The following is a 20,612-nucleotide window of genomic DNA, read 5'->3' on the forward strand; positions in this document are numbered from 1 at the left end:
TTCTTCTTATGAAGACAGTAACCTGATAGCTCAGTTAGGGAATAATACTTCTTGGAAGATTATTCTATATGATATACATATATCTTCTTCACTTTCTTTTTGATATTTTAATCATAGGCAATGTATTTTTAATTTATTTTTATCTTCTAATTTACATATACAGGAAAAGAAATATTAGAATAGGTCGAACTTTGCAATAAATAGATAACATTGGAATATTTCAATTTAAGAGGGAGTTTCTTTATATAGAAACCATTAGTTGCTACTGTTGTAATATTATTAAACACTCTATTAGAAGCGTTTAGTATAGCTACATTTGCAGAGTCATTCCAAAGATTTTCATCTGTTTGCTCTTTAAATTGAGGATTAGTTAAGTATAAACGCTTATCTGTTAAAGTATAATCATAAGTATAGACACGTTTAGAATAGTTTCCCATATTAGGAAAAGCATAGAATAGAACTATATCACATTTTCCTGTCTTGCTGAATGAGAAATCTATACGAGCAAAATAATTATTAGTATTTATCATCAGAAAATTTCTAATAAAGGCATTAGAAGTATATGTATTTGCTGTCTGAATCCCCAAAGGACTGGTCAAAAATATAAATTGTGTAACCTTTGTTCCTATATTTTGGTAATCGTTATTAATATGTTCCTCAGTAATATTACCTGCTAATATTTCTATACTTACTCCATCAACCGTCGCAAAATATCTTGGTAATGAACCACTACTATCAAGTGTCATTTCTCTAAAAGTTTTGCCTTCTACAACTAAAGGTTTTGCAAAAACTAATTTATTAGCAGAAGGTGATAAAGAAACTTCTAGCACTTTACTTGGATTAGAAAAAGAAGTAAGAGTTAAAAATCTGTGATAAAGAAATATATCATAATCTTCATTTCCTGCGTTAGTAGTTACCCTAAAATAAAAATTAAATGGACGAAGAGTTATCATAGGTAATGCTACATTTGTTGCTGTATTATGTATATTATTCCAATCTTCTGCTGTAGCGGGTTCAAAATATACATATTGTTCAGTAGCTTTGCGTTGAGTTCTAAATTTAAGTTTGTTACCTTCTTTGCCGTGATAAATAAACTGAAATTCTCCTTCATAACCTTTACCTCGTAAGTCCGTGGGTGTATAGGCATCCGAAAGTTCGTGAATATAATTCTTGGTAGTAAATACCAACATAGTACCCTGCCCCTCTTGTATTTCATATTTACTAGTAGTAGAAGAAGAGGTTAATCCCATATCAGAGTTCATTTCTACTAACCCCTCAGGGGTAAATTTCATCAAGAAAGTGAAACCTCCAAACTTTTTATCGTTTGTAAAATAGGTAAGTTTCCAGCCTTGCTGAGCAGTAGTAAGTTCTTTGCGCAATTCGGCTTGACTTTCTTCAAAACGTTCCGAAGGGTTCTTGTCGAACAAGCTATCGGGTTCGTTCTTTTGGCAAGCAACCAGTGTTGCCAATACTATTAGTGTGAATATTATCTTTTTCATCGTTCATCAAGTTTTTATTGTAATACAGAAAGCATTTGTTCTTCTACTTTGGCTTGTAGTGCGTAAAAGTCTATATTCCATTCGCTTTTAAAATAGGCTACTACAAATTCTTCTTTCTTGCGAATAGCTTCTTTAGCCTTGGTATCTGTAATAGCCTCTACTTTAGCATCCCAAGCAGTTTTGCTCATCCCAAGCATTGTAGAGGTCATTTCGGCAAAGTCTTCTACATCATTGGCTCTAGCATAATTGGTAATAAAGCCTAACTCGTTAGCTTCATCATTTCCATAGTTTGCCCAAACGGAGGTGTAGTTAGGAGTTATTTTGCCAAACTCGGTAGAATAGGGTTTTTTCTGGTTGATAATATGGCAATACTCGTGCTGAATGGTATGAAAATACAGGCGAGTGCCAGCGTGATTGGTAAGGTCGAGCTGGTCGACATTAAAAAGAGTAATTTTCATACCACTATCGGCAAAACCAAGAGTAATCGTACCGTTTTCATTAACGTTATAACCTCCTACCAATGAAATTTGTCTTGGAGCCACTTCTTTTATAAAGTTAGCTCCTGCTATTTCGGAATAGCTATCTATCCAAACCTTTTTAACTACTTCAAGCATAGGTTTTATCTTGCTTTCGGTAGGGGGATATAGAAACTTGTTAAACTCGAAATCGGAATCTTTCCAGTTGTAAGTAACTATAATGTTATAAGGTTTTTGGAAATTGTTGTATATATAAGTATCCAATTCAGTTTGAGCTGTTACTTTGGTTTTAAGCACACTTTTATCACTAAGTGTCTCTTTTCTGTTGCAAGCCACTAACAAGAGAGTGAACATTGCTATAAAGTATATCTTTTTCATACAATTGTCAATTGTTAAATTATTAATTGATACTTGTTTTTTTTATCTTGGATTAGGAGTAATACCTGCAGCCAAGGCGTCTTCGGGTATTTGCAACTCACGACGCAAATCGCCTTTGTTGAGTTCTAAGGTTTGGTTCCCCTTTTGGTGAATTACTTTTAAACCAAAACGTTTAATATCGAACCAGCGCAATCCTTCGAAAACAAATTCTATACGGCGCAAATCGAGCAGACATTGCAACATTTGGCGCTGAGGGGTGTTAAGTGTATAAGCAGGGGAGAGCTCAGTACCTTTTCCGTTGTATTTGGTATTAAGAGCTGTTTCGGTAATGTTATTTACATCGAGCGTTTCTCCTGTTTTAAAAGGTAAATACACTTTTAGGTCTTCGATAAACTTAGCTGTTTGTCCTGTCATTACATAGGCTTCCATACGGTTAAGCAGGGCTTCGTCATAAAGCAAGAGGGTAGCCATTCCGTAGGGGTAACCTGTACCTGCTGAGACGTTGTTTACTTTAAAATATTCTTGATATTTAGGAATATTCTGTATATTCTCATTACCTCCTTGGAAATCATATGCCCAAGGCATATCAAGTGGGTGTAAGCTTCTTTGCGACAAATAGACAGATAAAGTAGCCGTCATCCCGTATTTATTACGACTAAGGTTTCTTTGATATACAGAAGAGGCTCCTGTAATCAAAGCGTTGGAAGGCTCACTGGTACTACTGTATTGCGCTTGACGTTGTAAAGTAGTAAGGGTGTTTATCTTGTTTATATCGCGTACTTTGGCAGCAGGATTACTACCAAGAGCTTCATTGGCGTGTGCAATAACTTTAGCCCATTCTCCTTTTACTAAGTAGAAACGAGTAGCAAAAATATGAGCAGCTTCTTTGGTAAAGTGGAATTTGGGCTTGCTATACGAGGTATTATCGATAAGAGGTAAGCCCTCTTCGAGGTCTTTTTCGATAGCCTTATAGTATTCTTCTACCGACAAGCGTGTGTATTTAGCAAATACTACTTTCTCGGCAGCGGTTACATAAGGTAATCCTAAATCGGAAGAGGCGGTAGCAGGGTTGTAGGGCTTACACCACAACAGCCCCAACATAAAATGGGCGTAAGCTCGTGCTACGAGTGCTTCTCCTTTGAGGTAATTAAGAGAGGAACCTCCACCTAGTTTTTCTACGGCTTCTAAGGCGTGGTTAGCAGAGGCTATGGCACCCCAAGCTGCCCCCCAATAGAAAGTAGGAGCATCTTGTCGGGTTTCTTTGCTATCTTTCCACTGATAGAGTTCTGTGTTTAAGATAGAAGTTTCGGTAAGACTTATTTTATCACCTGCATTATCACTCATTGTTTCGGCAATATCCATATACAAAGCATCAGGATAGGCACTTACCAAGAGTTCTTGTACTTTTTCGGGAGTATCGATTTCGGTACGAGTATCAGGGACTTCGTCTAAGAATTTATCACAAGAAGCGAATAGTAATCCTATGGCTACTATTCTTGTGGTGGTATATAGTATATTTTTCATCGGTGTATTCATTTTTAGATTCCTAAATTGATAGTAAATGTATATTGAGCACTTACAGGATAGGCAACCCCACCAGTGCGGAAGAACTCGGGGTCTTGCCCGTTGAGGTCTTTATGGGCATAAATCAAGAACGGATTGGTGGCTTGTAAGCGCAAGGTAAGATTGTTTACGTGCAAGGCATCCAATACGTCTTTGGCAAAAGTATAAGAAAGACTCATACTTTTCATACGAATGAAAGAGCCATCTACTACACGGGCAGTAGAATGGTTGTAGGCATTGTACACGCGACGCAAAGTATCTTCTCCCACCTCATTCAGAGTGAATTTAGAAGGAATAGAAGGGATATTAGTTATCTTTTCGTCACCTGTTCTTACCCATCGGTTTTTCATTTCCTTAGGGAATACACTGAGGTCGTTGTAATCTACAGTATATTGGTCTGCTTTGCGTATTTTGTTACCAGCTGAAGCCGTAATCAAAAAGCTAAATTCCCAATTTTTATATTTGAAAGTATTGGAAAGTCCAGCGGTGAGGTTAGGTTCTACCGCTCCTTCTTTTTTGAGATAAGAAAGGATATCTTGACGGTTTTGGAAATCAATATCTGCATAATCGGTACTACCATTGCGCAAGTTAAACACAGGGAGACCTTTATCATTTAACCCTCTGAAATCATAAGAATACAAAGTGTTGCGGGCACCTCCTACTACATTTCCTCCTACTTCGCGCACTAAGTTAAATACATTAGGCTTATATAGAAGGCTTGTAATTTCTTGGTTGAAATAAGCGAAATTGATACCTGTATTCCAGCTGAAATCATCAGTTTTGACATTTTTAGTATCCAAAGCGAGTTCAATCCCTTTTGTTACCATTGTGGCATTGTTGGCTAATTTGATAATTTCACCACCAATACCTGAGGTGCGAACATAGTCAATTAGGTCTTTAGAGTTCTTTTGATAAAGGTCTAATGACAAGTTGATACGGTTTTTAAACAAGCCGAGTTCTATACCTACGTTGGTTTCGTATACTTTTTCCCAAGTGAGTTCACTATTTTGTAGGGACTGAATAGTAATCATACTTTCTCTATCACTAAGGTTGTAACGGTTAGCCACTTCGTTTTTAAAGATAGCCAAAGCGTTGCTGGCAGCTCCTAAACCAGCGATAAGTCCGTAGCTAAGACGGAAAGCAAGGTTAGAGATAGTGTTATTATCTTCGAGGAATTTCTCGTTGGAAGCGTTCCAACGAGCACTCGCATTCCAAGTAGGTAACCAGCGAGCAGAACGACTACGCCCTAATTGGTTAGAACCTTCATAGTTCAGTGTGCCAGCAAATACATAGCGGTTATCATAGGTATAGGTACCTTGCAAGAAGAAAGCTATACCACGTTCTTTGGTGTATGATTTGCCAAAATAAGGAGTATTTTCTTGTATCGCTTTTTGAATAATGCGATAATCAGTAAAGGCGGTTCCTCCACGTGCAAACTGATAGCCATATCCGTTGAAGAAAGAGTTATCGCGGTCGGTATGGCGATACTCTTGTCCTAAGAATACTTTTAGGTCGTGTACGTCTTTAAACAAGCGTTTGTACTCTAAGGCATTGCGGAAGTAATAACTTTGCAAGTTGTTTTCAGTGCGTTTGTATATACCTCCATTAGGCAATGCTACTTGAGGAAGGGCATCAGGGTCGGCAGGATCAGTAAATAAGAAAGGATTAGCTTTGGTTACAACAGTAGTCTGATTGGCGCGGTAAGCCCCTGCTACGTTAGAATCTTCTCTCATAGAGTGCTCGTTTGAACTCTTTACGTGGCGTACAGAACCAAGGAAATTATACTTCAATCCTTTGGCGAGTTTTACTTCTAAGTCGCCCTGAATTTTATACTCAAGCACGTTCAAATCCATATAGTTATTAGCGAGCTCGTGCAAGATATTCATAGGAGCATAGTTATAACGGTAAAACTCGTACTTACCATCATCGCCATAAGGGCGCAAAGCACGAGTGGTGTTGAGCGCATAGCTAAAAGGGTTGATATCAAAATCACGTTCATAACTTCCTGTTACGGCATTAGCAGCACGGCTATAAGTACCAGGAGCTTTTTGGGTACGAATAGAGCCTTGTGTAAGCACTCCTATCTTTACGCTAGGTGAAAGCGTATAGGTGGTTTTGAGGTTACCGGTTACGCGGTGTATACGGTCGGCAATTGTCCAACCGGGGTCTACAAAGAAACCTACTGAACCATACACCGTTGCATTTTCACCCCCACCTGAAAGGCTCACCGTATGGTTTTGAGTGAGCGACGGACGGAAGAGGGTTTTAAACCAATTAGTATTGGCGTATTCATATTTGCGCAAGAAAGCAACCCGTGCTGCATCGGTATTTTCGAGTAAGAAAGTGCCTGTAGCGGGATTAAAGGTATCGATAGCGCGATACATTATATTGTAAGCCCCACCGTAACGCGCTTGGGTATGAGAAGAAAGCGAGAAGTAGCCTTTGCGTTCCAACTCTTGATATACGTCCATTGTTTCTTGAGAGTTCATAATGTCGTACTGATTATAGTTAGGAATCATACGCACGGACTCTTCTAATTGATAGTTTATCTGTGTTTTTACGTTTTTCTTACCACTTTTGGTAGTGATAATCACGGCACCGTTCAGGGCGCGTGCTCCGTAAAGAGAAAGGGCTGAGGCGTCTTTGAGGATTTCGATACTCTCAATATCGTTGGCATTGATACCAGAGATAGCCGAGCTTACCAGAGTAGAAGCATCACCCGAAGCAAGTTGCTCGAAGCTAAGGTTTACTACCTCTTCTTGTACGGCACCATCGACCACCCATAGCGGTTTGGTATCGCCGAAGATAGATGAGCCCCCGCGAATGGTAATTTTAGGTGAAGTACCAAAAGTACCAGAGATGTTCTGCACGTTTACCCCTGCGGCACGACCTTCGATCATACGACCTACATCGACTACGCCGTCCATTTTGATATTGTCGGCTTTGAGGGTTTGAGCATTACCTGTAAATTTAGAACGGTCGAACTCTTGGTAACCAGTAACGACTACCCCTTTAAGTTCAGTTACGTTCTCTTTAAGGACAACGTTAATCACTTTGGCAGTACCTACTACTTTCTCTACTGAGGCACTCCCCAGCTGAGAAAAGACTAATACGGCGCTGTCATTGGGTACTTTAATGGAGTATTTGCCATCGAAATCGGTGGCGACCCCGTGAGAAGTACCTTTTACCAGTACTGAGGCACCGGGTAGTGGAGTGCCTGCTTCATCTTTTACTACCCCTGTTACGGTGCGTTCTTGGGCAAAGGCAACACCAAAGAACAGCACAGTGCATAACAGTGCATACATCAATTTTTCTTTCATCGCTATTATATTATTTCGTTCAATTAATTTTGCAAAGGTTCAGAAAAAAAAATTATAAAAGCAAATTTTATGGGTAATTTTTTTCTATGTTAAATAACCAAATGTGTATAATTTCCTAATACTATTTTTTGAATAAAACAAGTGCATTTCTTGAAAATACCCTATTTTTTTTCATCATTTTGCTGAATTCTTTGCAATATTTTCAGAGAATCGCCAAAAACATTGCGTTTTTTTCAGTTTTTCACATATTGCTTTGCAAAATACTTATTTTCAAATATATAGAGGTTTATAATTCGCTTTTAAGCGCTATTTATTAGACTGTAACTTTCTGTGAAATTTAACTTTATTTAACACTTTAGAGTATTATTCTTTTATTGAAATTGAAGTGTTTTTAGGCTAATGAGAGTTTGAGTAATTAGTAAATTAAGTGTGAACTGCACGGGCGGGAGAAAGTTAGGAAATTAGAAAATTAGGAAATTAGAAAATGAGGTAAATGCCAATAATGCCAGAAATGCCAATAATACCACCAAAGGGAATGAATGGGTCGGAGTTTTCAGACGGGTCAGACAGGTTAGAGGAGGAATTGGAGGATTCGGAGGGAAACGGAGGGTTTCGGAAGGGTGCGTTGAGGTAAAAGGTAAAAAATGAGCTGTAAGATGGGTGGGGTTAGCTTATAGAGAGCTTATAGGAAGCTTATACGAATCTTGGACGATTGGTATAGAAAGGGTGTATAAATAATTGATTAATAGCTTAATACACAATGCAAAAAATGTTAAAAACGGGGTTTCGAGGCGAAAGAAAAAGAAGTCGTAGCACGACAAGCGAGGAAAAATTGTAGCGGTCAAAGGTAAGCTATCGGGGGATTGGGAGAGGCTTAAAAGGGAGAGCAAAAGACAAAGAGAGCTATATTAACTTTGCTAAGTTTGAAATTTTGGCAAAGTGTAATGATAAGATGAATAAAGTGTAGTGAAACAAAGGAGGAGGTAGGAGGGAGGAGAGGTGTATGTGAGACGGTTGTAAAATGGAATTTAGAAAGAGAAAAAATGTTATTTTTTGCATATCATTTTTTAGTTATGATTTTATTTTGTACCTTTGCACACTTAAAAGAGTTTGAATTGTTATGCCAAGAATCTATTACAGAGAGAGGAAACTACACGGTCACCCATTAAGGAACGAGGTGATTACCGTTGATTTATTCAATAAAATCATACAACTCAGTGCTTTCATTCCCGAAGATGCCTTGCAGATTTTTGAGCTTCCTCAGAAAACATCGTCGTTGGCTTTCTGGGACAATGCCAAAGGTTTTAAGTATGCCGTAGTGTGGAATACTGAAAAACCTCACACTACCTATGAATATGGAGATTTTTATCTACCGAAATCTATTGTGTTCTTTGATGAAAAAGACGCTTATTTTCCTTCTGATTATTATTTTATTGTAAATATAGACAACCAGTTGGAACTGAGTCATAGTAGGGCAGGAGCTGATACCGCTTGGTATGAACAACCTCAGTTACGCAGTAAAGTAACTAATCCTAAACTCATCAAACGCTTCGAAAAGAGTATCAAAGAACTGTATAAACTTCTAAAGAAAAATTAGCAAATAAGCAGATAAGCACATTTGCAAATTAGACAAATGTTTACAACTGAATACGATGTGATAGTAGTGGGCGGAGGACACGCAGGTGCTGAAGCTGCCGCTGCAGCTGCCAATATGGGAGCCAGCACACTACTGATTACTATGAACTTACAACATATCGCCCAAATGAGCTGTAACCCTGCTGTGGGAGGTATTGCCAAAGGGCAGATAGTGCGCGAAATAGACGCCTTGGGGGGCTATATGGGGATTATCACTGATAAAACCGCCATTCAATTTAAGATGCTCAACCAATCGAAGGGTCCTGCTATGTGGAGTCCGCGTGCACAATCTGACCGTATGCGTTTTTCGGAAGCGTGGCGATTACAGTTGGAAAGTCTGCCTACACTTGATTTCTTTCAAGGAATGGTAAACGACCTTCTGATTGAGAAAGACAAGGTAGTAGGAGTACGCACTTCGTTGGGGATTACTATCAAAGCGAAGAGTGTAGTGCTTACCAATGGTACTTTCTTGAACGGAGTGATGCACATAGGAATGAAACAGTTTGGCGGAGGGCGTGCAGGTGAACCCGCAGCATACGGCATCACCGAATGCCTTGTACAACACGGTTTTGAGGCGGGACGTATGAAAACAGGAACGCCTCCACGCGTAGATGCGCGTTCGCTTGATTTCAGTAAGATGATTCCTCAACCGGGCGATGAGCATCCGCAAAAGTTTTCTTTCTCTGCTGAAACACAGCCGCTCGCAGTGCAAAAAGACTGCTATATGACATACACCAGCGAGCGCGTACATAATATATTGCGCACGGGCTTCGACCGTTCGCCTATGTTTCAGGGCATTATCCACGGTGTGGGTCCGCGCTATTGCCCTTCGATAGAAGATAAAATTAATCGTTTTGCGGACAAAGACCATCATCAGCTGTTTGTAGAGCCCGAAGGCTGGCATACCGTAGAGATGTACGTGAATGGCTTTTCGACTTCTTTGCCCGAAGAAGTGCAATATGCTGCCCTGAGTCAGGTAGCAGGTTTTGAGAAGGTGAAGTTTTTCCGTCCAGGGTATGCGATAGAGTACGACTATTTTCCGCCTACCCAGCTGAAACATACGCTTGAAACGAAACTTATAGAAAACTTATACTTCGCGGGGCAAATCAACGGAACTACGGGCTATGAAGAAGCCGCTGCACAAGGACTAATGGCAGGCGTGAATGCGGTGCTGAAAATACGCGAGCGAGCTCCTTTTGTACTGAAACGCGACGAGGCTTATATAGGAGTTTTGATTGATGACCTCATTACCAAAGGCACCGAAGAGCCTTATCGTATGTTTACCTCACGTGCTGAATACCGCACCCTCTTGCGACAGGATAATGCTGATAGGCGATTGACTCCGCTAGGGTATGAAATAGGTACTGTAAGTGAAGCGCGCTATCGTGCGTGGGAAGCCAAAGAACGCAAGGTGAGTGCATTTATCACTTATATAAAGGAATTGAGTGTTACCCCCGAAGAGGTAAACCCTATACTCGAAAAATACGAGTCATCACCAATGAAACAAGGCGACAAGTTCCAAAAGGTACTTTCTCGCCCCGATGTAACTCTTGCTGACTTTGAGGCTATAGACCGTATTGCCGAATATATAAAGAATAACGAACTTACCGAAGAAGAAAAAACCTGCGCAGAAGTGGAGGTGAAATACGCCGGCTATATAGAAAAAGAGCGCAATAATGCTGATAAACTCAACCGCTTGGAGAGTGTGCGCATTCCCGACAACTTTGATTACGACAAAATAGTATCGCTCTCGTTTGAAGGGCGCGAAAAGCTGAAAAAGATACGCCCTGTTACCCTTTCGCAAGCCTCACGCATCAGTGGGGTATCGCCAGCGGATATCAGTATATTGCTGATATATATGGGAAGATAATTGGCGTGAGGTCGTAGCACGAGAGGCATTCGTAGCACGACAGGCGGGAGAGAGCCATACAGGCGATTGCAAAATAAAGGAATTGAGAAGGGAAGATTAACTTAGAGCCTAAACATTTAGCGTAATGCGGTGTTTAGGTTTTTGTTTTATAGATATTACATTTGTTATCGGCAGTTATGGTATTGTAGAATTAAAATTATTTACTACCTTTGCACTCAAAATCATTCTAAATAATAATAATCGTTATGGAAGAAGTGCGCAACCGTGCTTGTACTGTTGCCGATCTAAAAAAAGGCGAAAAAGGGCTTATACAAGATATTGATATTGCTAAAATACCTCAGAAACTCATTGATTTAGGTTGTTATGCGGGTAGTGAAGTGGAGGTGCTCCAAAAAGCTACTTTTGGTGACCCTATCTATATCCGTATGAATGAGGCATATCTTTCGATTAGAAAGGATATGGCAAAAGCGATAGAATTAGCAAATTAGGTGCAAGCTGCACAAGCAATTTAATTAGCAAATTAACAAATTGGCAAATTTAAAAATCGCCCTTGTGGGCAACCCTAATACCGGTAAAAGTTCGCTCTTCAATGCATTGACGGGCTTGAACCAAAAGGTAGGCAACTACCCTGGTATTACCGTGGAAAAAAAAATAGGATACTGTAAGCTTTCCGATACCCAGCAAGCCGAAATCATAGACTTGCCGGGCGCTTATAGTCTCAACCCAAGCTCGGAAGACGAGCACGTGGCTGTAAATGTGCTTACACATAGCTCTGAGCCTCATTATCCTGATGTGGTGGTAGTGGTGTGTGAGGTGAGTAACCTTAAGCAAAATCTCTTGCTCTTTACCCAAGTAAAAGACCTTGGGTTGCCTACGATACTTGTTATCAATATGGTAGACCAGATGCACAAAAAGGGTATCAGTATTGAGGTGGAAAAATTAGCTGAGGTCTTGCAAACGAAAGTTGTGCTCACTAGTACTCGCAAAGGCGAAGGACTTACAGAACTGAAAGAAGCGATTGTAAATTATCAACAACTGTCGCTTACTCCTTGCGTAGATATCTCTCGCTTAAAGGCGATGACTTTTGGCACGTCGGAAAGTGAGCAACGGCGCAAACAGCAAAAAGAAACGATACTTCGCTATCAGTTTATCAACAAAATACTGAAAGAGACATATACGGTAGACCAGCGCAAAGCACAGACGCTTCGAGCACGTCTCGACCGCTTCCTCATACACCCCTTCTTTGGCTATGTGGTGTTTGCTGCGATACTCTTGCTTATCTTCCAAGCAGTATTTACTTGGTCGAGCTATCCAATGGATTGGATAGAAAACGGTTTCAATGTTTTTGGGGAATGGCTTGCTACTAAACTACCTGCTGGGGCACTTAGCGAATTACTAATAGAGGGTATCCTACCAGGAATCGCAGGTATCACAGTGTTTATCCCCCAAATAGCTGTACTCTTCACCTTGATTGCCCTATTGGAAGAAAGTGGCTATATGAGTAGGGTGGTGTTCTTGATGGACAATGTAATGCGTCGTTTTGGGCTTAGTGGTAAGAGTGTTGTTCCTCTGATTTCGGGAGCAGCTTGTGCTGTACCTGCCGTGATGATTGCCCGCAATATTGAGAATTGGAAAGAACGCCTAATCACCATACTTGTTACTCCGTTTATGACCTGTTCGGCACGTTTGCCCGTATATCTCATCATCATTAACTTGGTAATCCCAGACGGTGATTTTTGCTGGATTAGCTATAAAGCGTGGACGTTCTTTGCGATGTACTTTTTGGGCTTTGCGGTAGCTTTGCTATCGGCTTTCATCTTAGACAAAGTACTGAAGATGCACAAGAACAGCAGTTTCTTTATCGCAGAAATTCCCGATTATAAAATTCCGCTTTTGCGCAATGTATGCCTCACTGTATACGAGAAGACCAAAGGCTTTGTAGTAGGAGCGGGGAAGTTCATTTTAGCAATTTCGATACTTTTGTGGTTCTTAGGGTCTCACGGAGTAGGAGAAAAGTACAACAGCATAGAGGCTACTGCCGAGCAGTTGGCACAAACTCACCAGTGGACAGCCGAGCAGAAAGCACATTACATAGAAGCCCAAAGTCTTGAGTACTCGTTTTTGGGTTACATAGGCAAAGGGATAGAGCCCGTATTTCGTCCGCTGGGCTACGATTGGAAAATCAGTATAGGGGTAGTAGCCTCGTTTGCAGCGCGAGAGGTGTTCATTAGTACCCTATCAACGGTTTATAGTTTAGGAAAAGATTTGGATACCGAAGGCGAAGAGGGAGAACGTACTATCTTGACAAAAATGCGCGCTGAAGTACGCCCTGATGGTACGCCTGTATACACACTCGGCACCGGTATTTCGCTCTTGCTCTATTACGCTTTTGCAATGCAGTGCCTCAGCACTGTTGCCGTAGTGCGCAAAGAAACCAATAGCTGGAAATGGACAGCTATCCAATGGATATTTATGACGGGAGTTGCCTACGTGAGTGCAATGCTGGCATTTATTTTAATTAGATAATCCTCTCCCCGTTCTCACATACCCAACTGCGATCCCTCGTTGGCTACTCCCGAGGAGAGGGGCAAGCTAAAAAGAGAGAGGAAGTAAAATTATAAAAGTAACAAACAATATAAAGAATAAATTCCCTTTTACGGATTTCCTCCTCCCCTCCCTTTTGGGGAGGGGGAGAACGGAGGGGGTGAGGAACTTATGAAGTTAGGTTTAGTATTTTCAGGAGGCGGGGTGCGCGCTTTGGCACACGCTGGATTGTTAAAGGCTTTGGAAGAAAAAGGCTTGCAACCCTCAATTATTTCGGGTACCAGTGGTGGAGCACTCATTGGGGCACTCTACGCTTGTGGGGTAAAGCCCGAGGATATGGTGCATTTTTTTAAGGAAACACCTGTGTTCAAATGGTCGATGCTCACTTTTAAAAAAGTGGGATTAGTAGATAGTGCTAAATATACCAAGTTCTTTAAAAAACAATTCCAATGTCCGACTTTTGAAGACTTGCGATTGCCCTTAGTGGTAACAGCTACCAATCTGCTGAATGGTAAAGTACAGTATTTTAGCAAAGGAGAGCTCATTCAGCCCCTCATTGCATCGTCGGCATTACCGCCTTACTTCTCACCGGTGAGAATAGGAGACAGTTTATATTGCGACGGGGGACTGCTGAACAACTTCCCCATAGAACCCCTCAAAGACCGATGTGATAGAATTATAGGGAGCTTTGTGAATCCGCTAGAAACGATTACCGAGAAGGAACTCAGCAACTCGTTCCAGTTTATGCAACGGATTTACAACATCACTATGGATGGCAATTATAACCGCAAGTTCAAAAAATGTGACCACTTGCTACTACATAATCTCAGCAATGTAGGCGTACTCGATACTAAAATGCTCGATCACGCCTTCGAATATGGATACGAACAAACAATTACCAAATTAGCTAATTTGTCAGTTAGCTAATGAGTAGGGGCAACATTGACAAATTGGTAAATTAAGACATTAACTTTATGAGTGAAATTTCTAAAATTCTGTTCTTGGTATCGGATAGTTTGCTGATACCCGACATTATCGTACTCTTGGTACTTTTTGTGCGCGCTTTATTATTGGTAGGTAGTTTCTACAATCGCATCATCACTAAATACAAAAACGACAAACAGTTGAATGAAGCCATCAGGACGCTCACACCCGAAAGCGCAGAACAGCTTAAAGCCCTATTGCCCGCACGCGATAATGCTCTTTACACCCAATACTTGCGTGATATTCTTAGTCATATACCCGACGAGGCATATTACGACTATATGATTTCCAACTTCGAGAATGAAGGCGAAAAAGACATAGCCACCTCCAAGCTGTTGGCGAAAGTAGGTCCCGTTTTAGGGCTCATCGGTACGCTTATTGCTATGAGTCCGGCACTTACGGGGCTCTCCACCGGAGACATTTCAAAGATGGCGAGTAATATGCAAGTGGTATTTGCCACCACCGTTGTAGGCTTAGTGATTAGTTTAGTAGGGTTGGTAACTTTGCAGTTCAAACAACGCTGGTATAGCAAAGAAATCAACAACCTTGAATATGTAAGTAGAGTATTAACTCAACCCGCAAGACAATGAAGACAAACCGACGCATATCCCGACTCAAAGACGATGATGCCGACCCGCTAAGTGTAGTGGTAAACCTCTTTGACGTGGCGATGGTCTTTGCCGTTGCCTTAATGGTATCGATGGTGATGAACCTGAATATGGCAGATTTCTTTTCGGGTGAAGATTTTACCATTGTAAAGAAGAAAGGTGATGATATGGAAATCCTTCGTCGTGAAGGGCAGAAAATCACTAAATATAAAACAGTAGAAGGTGCAACCCCCGATGCTTCTACCACTCAGAAAAAAGGTAAACGTCTCGGGGTAATGTACGAAACCGAGAATGGCGAAACTATATTATTACCTGATGAAGAATAAACATAAATAAACCCTATTAAAAAATTAAATATGAAAAAGTTTCTCATTAATTTCGTTGTTGTACTGCTACTACTCATAGGAACCCTTTACGTGGCGGGCTATGGATATATTCTCAAAGCAGTAGTGGTGGTCTACGGCACGGGGCATACTACTACTTTCCTTGATGATTATACCTATTTTGACAATCGTACAATTGCTAAAAGTCCTACTCCTCAGCCTTGGCCACTTTCAGCGGATTACAACAAAATACCCGAAACCCCCGAGTTACAAAATGCTCACAAGAAATACGGAACGGTAGCTTTCCTTATCATCAAAGGTGATAGTATATGGCACGAACAGTATTTTGAAGGCTATAATACTGAGAGCAAGAGCAATTCGTTTTCTATGGCAAAGAGTTATGTCTCGGCGCTCTTGGGTAAGGCTATTGCCGATGGTTATATCAAGAGTCTCGACCAAAAAGTAAGCGATTTCTTTCCTGAGTACAAAAAAGGCTTCGGAGCTCAGCTTACGGTAGGCGACCTCTCGTCTATGGCATCAGGGCTTGACTGGGACGAGGCGTATTACAATCCGTTTTCTATTACCACACGTGCTTATTTTGATAAACATTTTAGAGAAAAGATGCTCCAACTGAGGATTGTTTCTCCTCCTGGGAAAGCCTATAAATACCTCAGTGGGAATACTTTCCTTTTGGGAATGGTATTGGAGAAAGCTACAAAGAAGACCCTTACTCAGTATCTCACTGAGAGCTTATGGCAACCGATGGGTTGTGAGAGCGATGCTCTTTGGCAATTAGACAGTAAAGAAAGCGGACTCGAAAAAGCGTATTGTTGTATTGCTTCGAATGCACGTGATTTTGCCCGCCTCGGGAAACTCTATCGAGATAATGGTAAGTGGAATGGCAAACAGCTATTAGACTCTACTTTTGTGGCGACTTCCGTACAACCGCGCTTTGCCGAGAGTCCAGAATACGGCTATGGTTGGTGGTTATTAGACTATAAAGATACCCATTTCTTTATGATGCGCGGACATTTGGGACAATACGTAATTGTAAATCCTACTGATAAAGTCATCATTGTGCGTTTAGGACATCGCACTGCTGATACCTCTCCTGAAGGCAGTAAGTTTACACAAGACATTTATGATTATATAGATGAGGCATATAAGGTTTTAGGTGTTAGAGGGTAGTAGAGCGATGAGACTTTAAATTAATAGTAAAAATGCTTAACAAGATTAATCTTGAAGATATTCTCTTCTTAGACATAGAAACGGTACCACTCTATGAACAACACGCTGAGCTTTCGGTTTTAGAACAAGAACTGTGGGAGGAAAAGACACGATATCAGCGGAAAGATGAGTTTACTGCTGAAGAATTTTACGACCGTGCAGGTATTTGGGCGGAGTTTGGTAAGATTGTATGTATATCAGTAGGCTACTTTTCTTTTCGGTATCAGCAACGCACTTTTAGGGTTACCTCGTTTGTGGGAGAGGAAGAAGTGTTGTTAAAAGATTTTGTACGTTTGGTAGAAGAACACTTTTCACGCGCTAATAAATTGTTTTGTGCTCATAACGGCAAAGAGTTTGACTTTCCTTACCTTTCGCGACGTATGATTATCAATGGTATTCCTATTCCTCAAAAACTACAGCTCTTTGGTAAGAAACCTTGGGAAATTCCGCATCTCGATACTCTTGAACTATGGAAATTTGGCGATTATAAACACTTCACTTCGCTGAAGCTCTTGGCTCATATTTTGGGCATTCCTTCGCCTAAGGACGATATTAATGGTAGCGAAGTGCGTGATGTGTTCTACAATGAAGGCGATGTAGATCGCATCGCTACTTATTGTGAAAAAGATACTATTACAGTAGCCCAAATACTGCTACGTTTCCGGAACGAAGAGCTTCTAACCGATGATGAAATCCTAATTGTAGGGCATTAACTTTTACTTCTATTTTAAATACTGAGGTTCAAAATAAGCAATATCTTCAAAGTCTTGTTTTGTATATTTTTCTATAGCAAACGGAAGCATATCTTTTGCCTCAGGAAAGGCATTGGGTATAAATACAGCATTAGGATGCTTACAGATAGTAGCAAACTTCGTACTGCCATCACCTAAAAAAGTTACTTTACCCCTATTTAGTTCTTCTTGATAACTATGCTCATCGAGGATTTTAGCTTCAGTGGGACTCACAAACTGATAAGCACTATTAAACACAGCACTATACACCTCCATACGGCGAGCATCGAGCATAGGGATAATACAATTACCCTGAGCTTGGTGAGCGAGGATTTGCAAGGTAGGAATAGCAATTAAAGGTTTCTCCAAAGCAAAACAAAGACCCTTGGCACTAGCAATACCAATGCGCAAACCTGTATAAGAGCCTGCACCTGCACTTACGGCTATAGCATCAACCGCAGAAAGAGGCAAGGAGGCTTGTTGCATTACGTCTTCAATGAAGAGATGTAAGTTTTCGGAATGGGTAAACTTGCCTGCATTCTCAGATTTTTCTGCAAGAATATGATTGTCTTTTGATAGGGCTACCGAGCAATTGAGCCCTGAAGTTTCTATGTGAAGGATAATCATTTTTGTTGTATTTTTCAACTTAGGGGGAATGTGTGACGCAAAAGCGACTGTTTATTTTTCACTTTTCCCAGAAACAATAAGAACTATTTCTCCTTTGATATTTTTGTCTTTATAGTGGTCAAACAGTTGTTGGAGGGTGCCACGTTGGGTCTCTTCGTGTAGTTTAGTGAGCTCACGTGAGAGACTCGCAGGACGGTCGGTACCGAAAGTGGTGATAAAGTCAGTGAGGGTTTTGAGCAATTTATGCGGGGAGATGTAGAAAATCATCGTTTTGGTTTCAGTTGTGAGTTGAGAGAGGCGTGTTTGTCGTCCTTTTTTATCGGGAAGGAAGCCTTCGAAGGTAAAACGGTCGTTAGGCAAACCACTGTTTACCAAGGCAGGCACAAAGGCTGTAGCTCCTGGTAAGCATTCTACATCTACTCCCTCAGTAAGGCAAGCACGTGTAAGCAAGAAGCCGGGATCGGAAATGGCAGGTGTTCCTGCATCGGTGATGAGTGCTACGGTAGTACCCCCTTTGATGCGCTGTACCCAACCATCTACCACTTTGTGCTCGTTGAACAGGTGGTAACTCTGCATAGGAGTATGGATATCGTAGTGTTTGAGAAGCTTACTACTGGTGCGCGTATCTTCGGCTAAGATGATATCAACCTCTTTGAGCAAACGAAGTGCTCGCAAGGTTATATCTTCGAGATTGCCTATGGGGGTAGGAATGAGATAGAGTTTGCTCATTACACTTCAAAGCGTTTGAGAAGGAGAGAAAGGAAGCGTTCTTCGTATTCCTCTTTGTCTTTCCAATAGTTGTAAGTAGGTTTTATTTCTTGTTCTAAGTATAAAACAGCATCTTGCATTGTATTGAGTTCTCCGATATGTTTTACAACTTTGTTATATTCGCTTTCACTACCAAGGAAGAGTTTTTGTATAAAAGCCAATTTATCATTTAAACCTATTTGAGCATTTTTACCTAACTTATCGTTAAGAGATTGTACGGGTTTTATATTCTCATCAGTTTCTTTTCTATCGAATACTGTGTTCTTAGACTGAGAGATAAACTCTTCTAAGGAAGGGGATTGCTTTAAGATACGTTGTTCATCGGTGTACTGAGGTTGCTCAATAAACTGTTCGGGCTGTGTTACTTGCTGAGGTTGCTCGATTGCAAAATCTATTTGAGATGTTTCTACTCTTTTGGGTTGTTCCACAGGTACTGCCCATTCGGGTTCGGGCTGGCGTACATCTACTTGGGGTTGCGCTATTTTTGTAGTTTGTTTTTGAACGGGTTTTGGTTCCATTGCTACAAACGAAGCTTTTTCTTTTGTTTGTCCTTTAGCAGCAATAGGTTGCACTTCGGTAGCTTCTACTTTGATGTCGAAAATATCTTTTTCTTGATTTTCATCAATGAAATTGGATACTTTTTTCATCATTGAGTTTTTTCGGTTTTCATTAGCACCTAAGTCTTGATAATATTTATCAACGAAACTCAATATAGTGATTTTTTCAGCTAATTTATGAGCCTGTCTATTGAGTTCTATGAGGTTAAGTTTCCCTTGTTTAGCAATAATTTCGGTAGCGAGAGCTACTAAACTTTGTTCTAATTCTTCTTTCATAGATTGCTATTCTTTAGTTAAGATGTGGCAAAGATATAAAATATTTTTGAATAATAAAGAAATAACAAAAAAACAGACTGCCTCAGAAAATCTTTTTGGAGCAGTCTGTTTTTTTAGATTACTTAATTGAAGCTTCGTAAATACCTTCGATAGTGTGAGTTAAAGTATCGTTGAACTGAGCATCGGTTTGCTGAGCTGAGAGTCCTTCGGTAAGTGCTCTTGAGAAACTGGCGATTACGCCTTTGTTTTCGGCGAGGATATCATTGGCTTTCTCTCTTGGGTAACCTCCTGAAAGGGCGACTACACGCACTACACGAGGGTGCTTGGTGAACTCTTTGTAGAGATTGTTAATAGTTGGCAAAGAGAGTTTGAGCATCACGTTGAAAGTATCGGGGAGGGCATCGAGGTGTTTTCTTATCTCGTCGCGCAAGATAGCTTCGGCAGGTGATTTATCGGGGATATTGATGTCTACTTCGGGCTCTATAATAGGCACGAGTCCTGCTTTTACGATTTGTTTGGCTATCTCAAACTGCTGTTTTACCACTCGTGCAATACCGTCAGGAGAGGCTTTTTTAATGACCGAACGCATTTTGGTTCCGAAGATATGGCGCTCATTGGCACGCTCTAAGAGTTCTGTAAGACCGTTTATAGGTTTCATCAGTTGAACGCCATCGGCGTCTAAGCTTTCTAAGCCTTTATCGACTTTAAGGAAGGGGACTATATGTTTTTCTTCCCAGAGATAATCGGCGGTGTATTTACCGTCGATTTTTCTATCCATTGTCTGTTCGAAAAGGATAGCACCGATAATTTTATGGCTGTTAAAAGCGGGGCTTTTGATGATGCGGGTACGCATTTGGTGAATGAGGTCAAACATTTGGTCTTCATTGCTATATTGGTCTTCATTCACACCGTAAAGTTTAAGGGCTTTTGGGGTACTACCGCCACTTTGGTCGAGGGCTGCGATAAAGCCCTTGCCATCTTTCATTTGTTTGAGTTGTTCTTTTTTCATAGTGTGTTACTGTTTAAAAGATAGTACAAAGGTACGAAATATTTTTTAATTGACAAAAATTAATAATACTGGAAATGGTAATAATACGAGCCACACGGCGGGGAAAATTAGAAAATTAGCAAATTAGAAAATGAGAAAATGAGGAAATTAGCAAATGAGAGAATTAGGAAATGAGGTGCGAGTTACAGGCTTGCGTCAGAGGAGATTAATTTTGCCA

Annotated in this window: 17 protein-coding genes; 9 read left to right on the forward strand and 8 right to left on the reverse strand. The window is 40.6% G+C overall.

Going from position 1 to position 20,612, the window contains the following annotated elements; all coding sequences use genetic code 11:
* Positions 1–146 precede the first annotated feature (146 nt).
* From COCH_RS05385 to COCH_RS05400, 4 genes are read right to left on the reverse strand one after another with little or no spacing between them, the layout of a single operon-like run.
* On the reverse strand, positions 147–1,499 hold the full coding sequence (locus COCH_RS05385) for a DUF4302 domain-containing protein (protein ID WP_015782272.1): 1,353 nt from the start codon (positions 1,497–1,499) through the stop codon (positions 147–149).
* A gap of 14 nt (positions 1,500–1,513) precedes the next feature.
* Complete coding sequence (locus COCH_RS05390; RefSeq protein WP_015782273.1) at positions 1,514–2,353, reverse strand: zinc-binding metallopeptidase; 840 nt, start codon at positions 2,351–2,353, stop codon at positions 1,514–1,516.
* Positions 2,354–2,395: 42 nt separating this feature from the next.
* Positions 2,396–3,877, reverse strand: a complete 1,482-nt coding sequence (locus tag COCH_RS05395) for a RagB/SusD family nutrient uptake outer membrane protein (protein WP_041546934.1) — start codon at positions 3,875–3,877, stop codon at positions 2,396–2,398.
* Positions 3,878–3,891: 14 nt separating this feature from the next.
* On the reverse strand, positions 3,892–7,236 hold the full coding sequence (locus COCH_RS05400; RefSeq protein ID WP_015782275.1) for a SusC/RagA family TonB-linked outer membrane protein: 3,345 nt from the start codon (positions 7,234–7,236) through the stop codon (positions 3,892–3,894).
* 1,120 nt (positions 7,237–8,356) lie between these two features.
* On the opposite strand from COCH_RS05400, the gene COCH_RS05405 reads away from it, so the two are divergent.
* The 9 genes from COCH_RS05405 (at position 8,357) to COCH_RS05445 (ending at position 17,140) form a co-directional block, all read left to right on the forward strand.
* Positions 8,357–8,833 carry a hypothetical protein gene (locus tag COCH_RS05405; RefSeq protein WP_015782276.1) on the forward strand — a complete coding sequence of 159 codons (477 nt, stop codon included), beginning with the start codon at positions 8,357–8,359 and terminating at the stop codon, positions 8,831–8,833.
* 36 nt (positions 8,834–8,869) lie between these two features.
* Positions 8,870–10,741, forward strand: a complete 1,872-nt coding sequence (gene mnmG, locus COCH_RS05410; RefSeq protein ID WP_015782277.1) for a tRNA uridine-5-carboxymethylaminomethyl(34) synthesis enzyme MnmG — start codon at positions 8,870–8,872, stop codon at positions 10,739–10,741.
* A gap of 245 nt (positions 10,742–10,986) precedes the next feature.
* Positions 10,987–11,229 carry a FeoA family protein gene (locus COCH_RS05415; protein WP_009419080.1) on the forward strand — a complete coding sequence of 81 codons (243 nt, stop codon included), beginning with the start codon at positions 10,987–10,989 and terminating at the stop codon, positions 11,227–11,229.
* Positions 11,230–11,269: 40 nt separating this feature from the next.
* Entirely contained in the window at positions 11,270–13,267 is a 1,998-nt protein-coding gene (feoB, locus tag COCH_RS05420) for a ferrous iron transport protein B (protein ID WP_015782278.1), read from the forward strand.
* A 189-nt stretch (positions 13,268–13,456) separates the two neighbouring features.
* The gene (locus tag COCH_RS05425; protein WP_009417408.1) at positions 13,457–14,212 is read left to right on the forward strand and encodes a patatin-like phospholipase family protein; all 756 of its coding nucleotides are present in this window, start codon (positions 13,457–13,459) and stop codon (positions 14,210–14,212) included.
* Between the two features lie 47 nt (positions 14,213–14,259).
* Positions 14,260–14,859 carry a MotA/TolQ/ExbB proton channel family protein gene (locus COCH_RS05430; RefSeq protein ID WP_015782279.1) on the forward strand — a complete coding sequence of 200 codons (600 nt, stop codon included), beginning with the start codon at positions 14,260–14,262 and terminating at the stop codon, positions 14,857–14,859.
* Positions 14,856–15,203 carry a DUF2149 domain-containing protein gene (locus COCH_RS05435; RefSeq protein ID WP_002674860.1) on the forward strand — a complete coding sequence of 116 codons (348 nt, stop codon included), beginning with the start codon at positions 14,856–14,858 and terminating at the stop codon, positions 15,201–15,203. Before COCH_RS05430 ends, COCH_RS05435 begins: the two co-directional genes overlap by 4 nt.
* A 30-nt stretch (positions 15,204–15,233) precedes the next feature.
* Positions 15,234–16,388 carry a serine hydrolase domain-containing protein gene (locus tag COCH_RS05440; RefSeq protein ID WP_015782280.1) on the forward strand — a complete coding sequence of 385 codons (1,155 nt, stop codon included), beginning with the start codon at positions 15,234–15,236 and terminating at the stop codon, positions 16,386–16,388.
* A 32-nt stretch (positions 16,389–16,420) separates the two neighbouring features.
* The gene (locus COCH_RS05445; protein ID WP_015782281.1) at positions 16,421–17,140 is read left to right on the forward strand and encodes a 3'-5' exonuclease; all 720 of its coding nucleotides are present in this window, start codon (positions 16,421–16,423) and stop codon (positions 17,138–17,140) included.
* Positions 17,141–17,149: 9 nt separating this feature from the next.
* On the opposite strand, the gene tsaB is transcribed toward COCH_RS05445, so the two are convergent.
* From tsaB to COCH_RS05465, 4 genes are all read right to left on the reverse strand, one after another.
* Entirely contained in the window at positions 17,150–17,785 is a 636-nt protein-coding gene (gene tsaB, locus COCH_RS05450) for a tRNA (adenosine(37)-N6)-threonylcarbamoyltransferase complex dimerization subunit type 1 TsaB (protein ID WP_015782282.1), read from the reverse strand.
* 51 nt (positions 17,786–17,836) lie between these two features.
* The gene (rsmI, locus tag COCH_RS05455; RefSeq protein ID WP_015782283.1) at positions 17,837–18,514 is read right to left on the reverse strand and encodes a 16S rRNA (cytidine(1402)-2'-O)-methyltransferase; all 678 of its coding nucleotides are present in this window, start codon (positions 18,512–18,514) and stop codon (positions 17,837–17,839) included.
* The gene (locus tag COCH_RS05460; RefSeq protein WP_015782284.1) at positions 18,514–19,386 is read right to left on the reverse strand and encodes a hypothetical protein; all 873 of its coding nucleotides are present in this window, start codon (positions 19,384–19,386) and stop codon (positions 18,514–18,516) included. The genes rsmI and COCH_RS05460 overlap by 1 nt, the downstream gene beginning before the upstream one ends.
* 118 nt (positions 19,387–19,504) lie before the next feature.
* A complete protein-coding gene (locus COCH_RS05465) occupies positions 19,505–20,395 on the reverse strand; it encodes a fructose bisphosphate aldolase (protein ID WP_015782285.1) in 891 nt (296 codons plus the stop codon).
* Positions 20,396–20,612 lie beyond the last annotated feature (217 nt).

The organism is Capnocytophaga ochracea DSM 7271, assembly GCF_000023285.1.
Lineage (GTDB): Bacteria > Bacteroidota > Bacteroidia > Flavobacteriales > Flavobacteriaceae > Capnocytophaga > Capnocytophaga ochracea.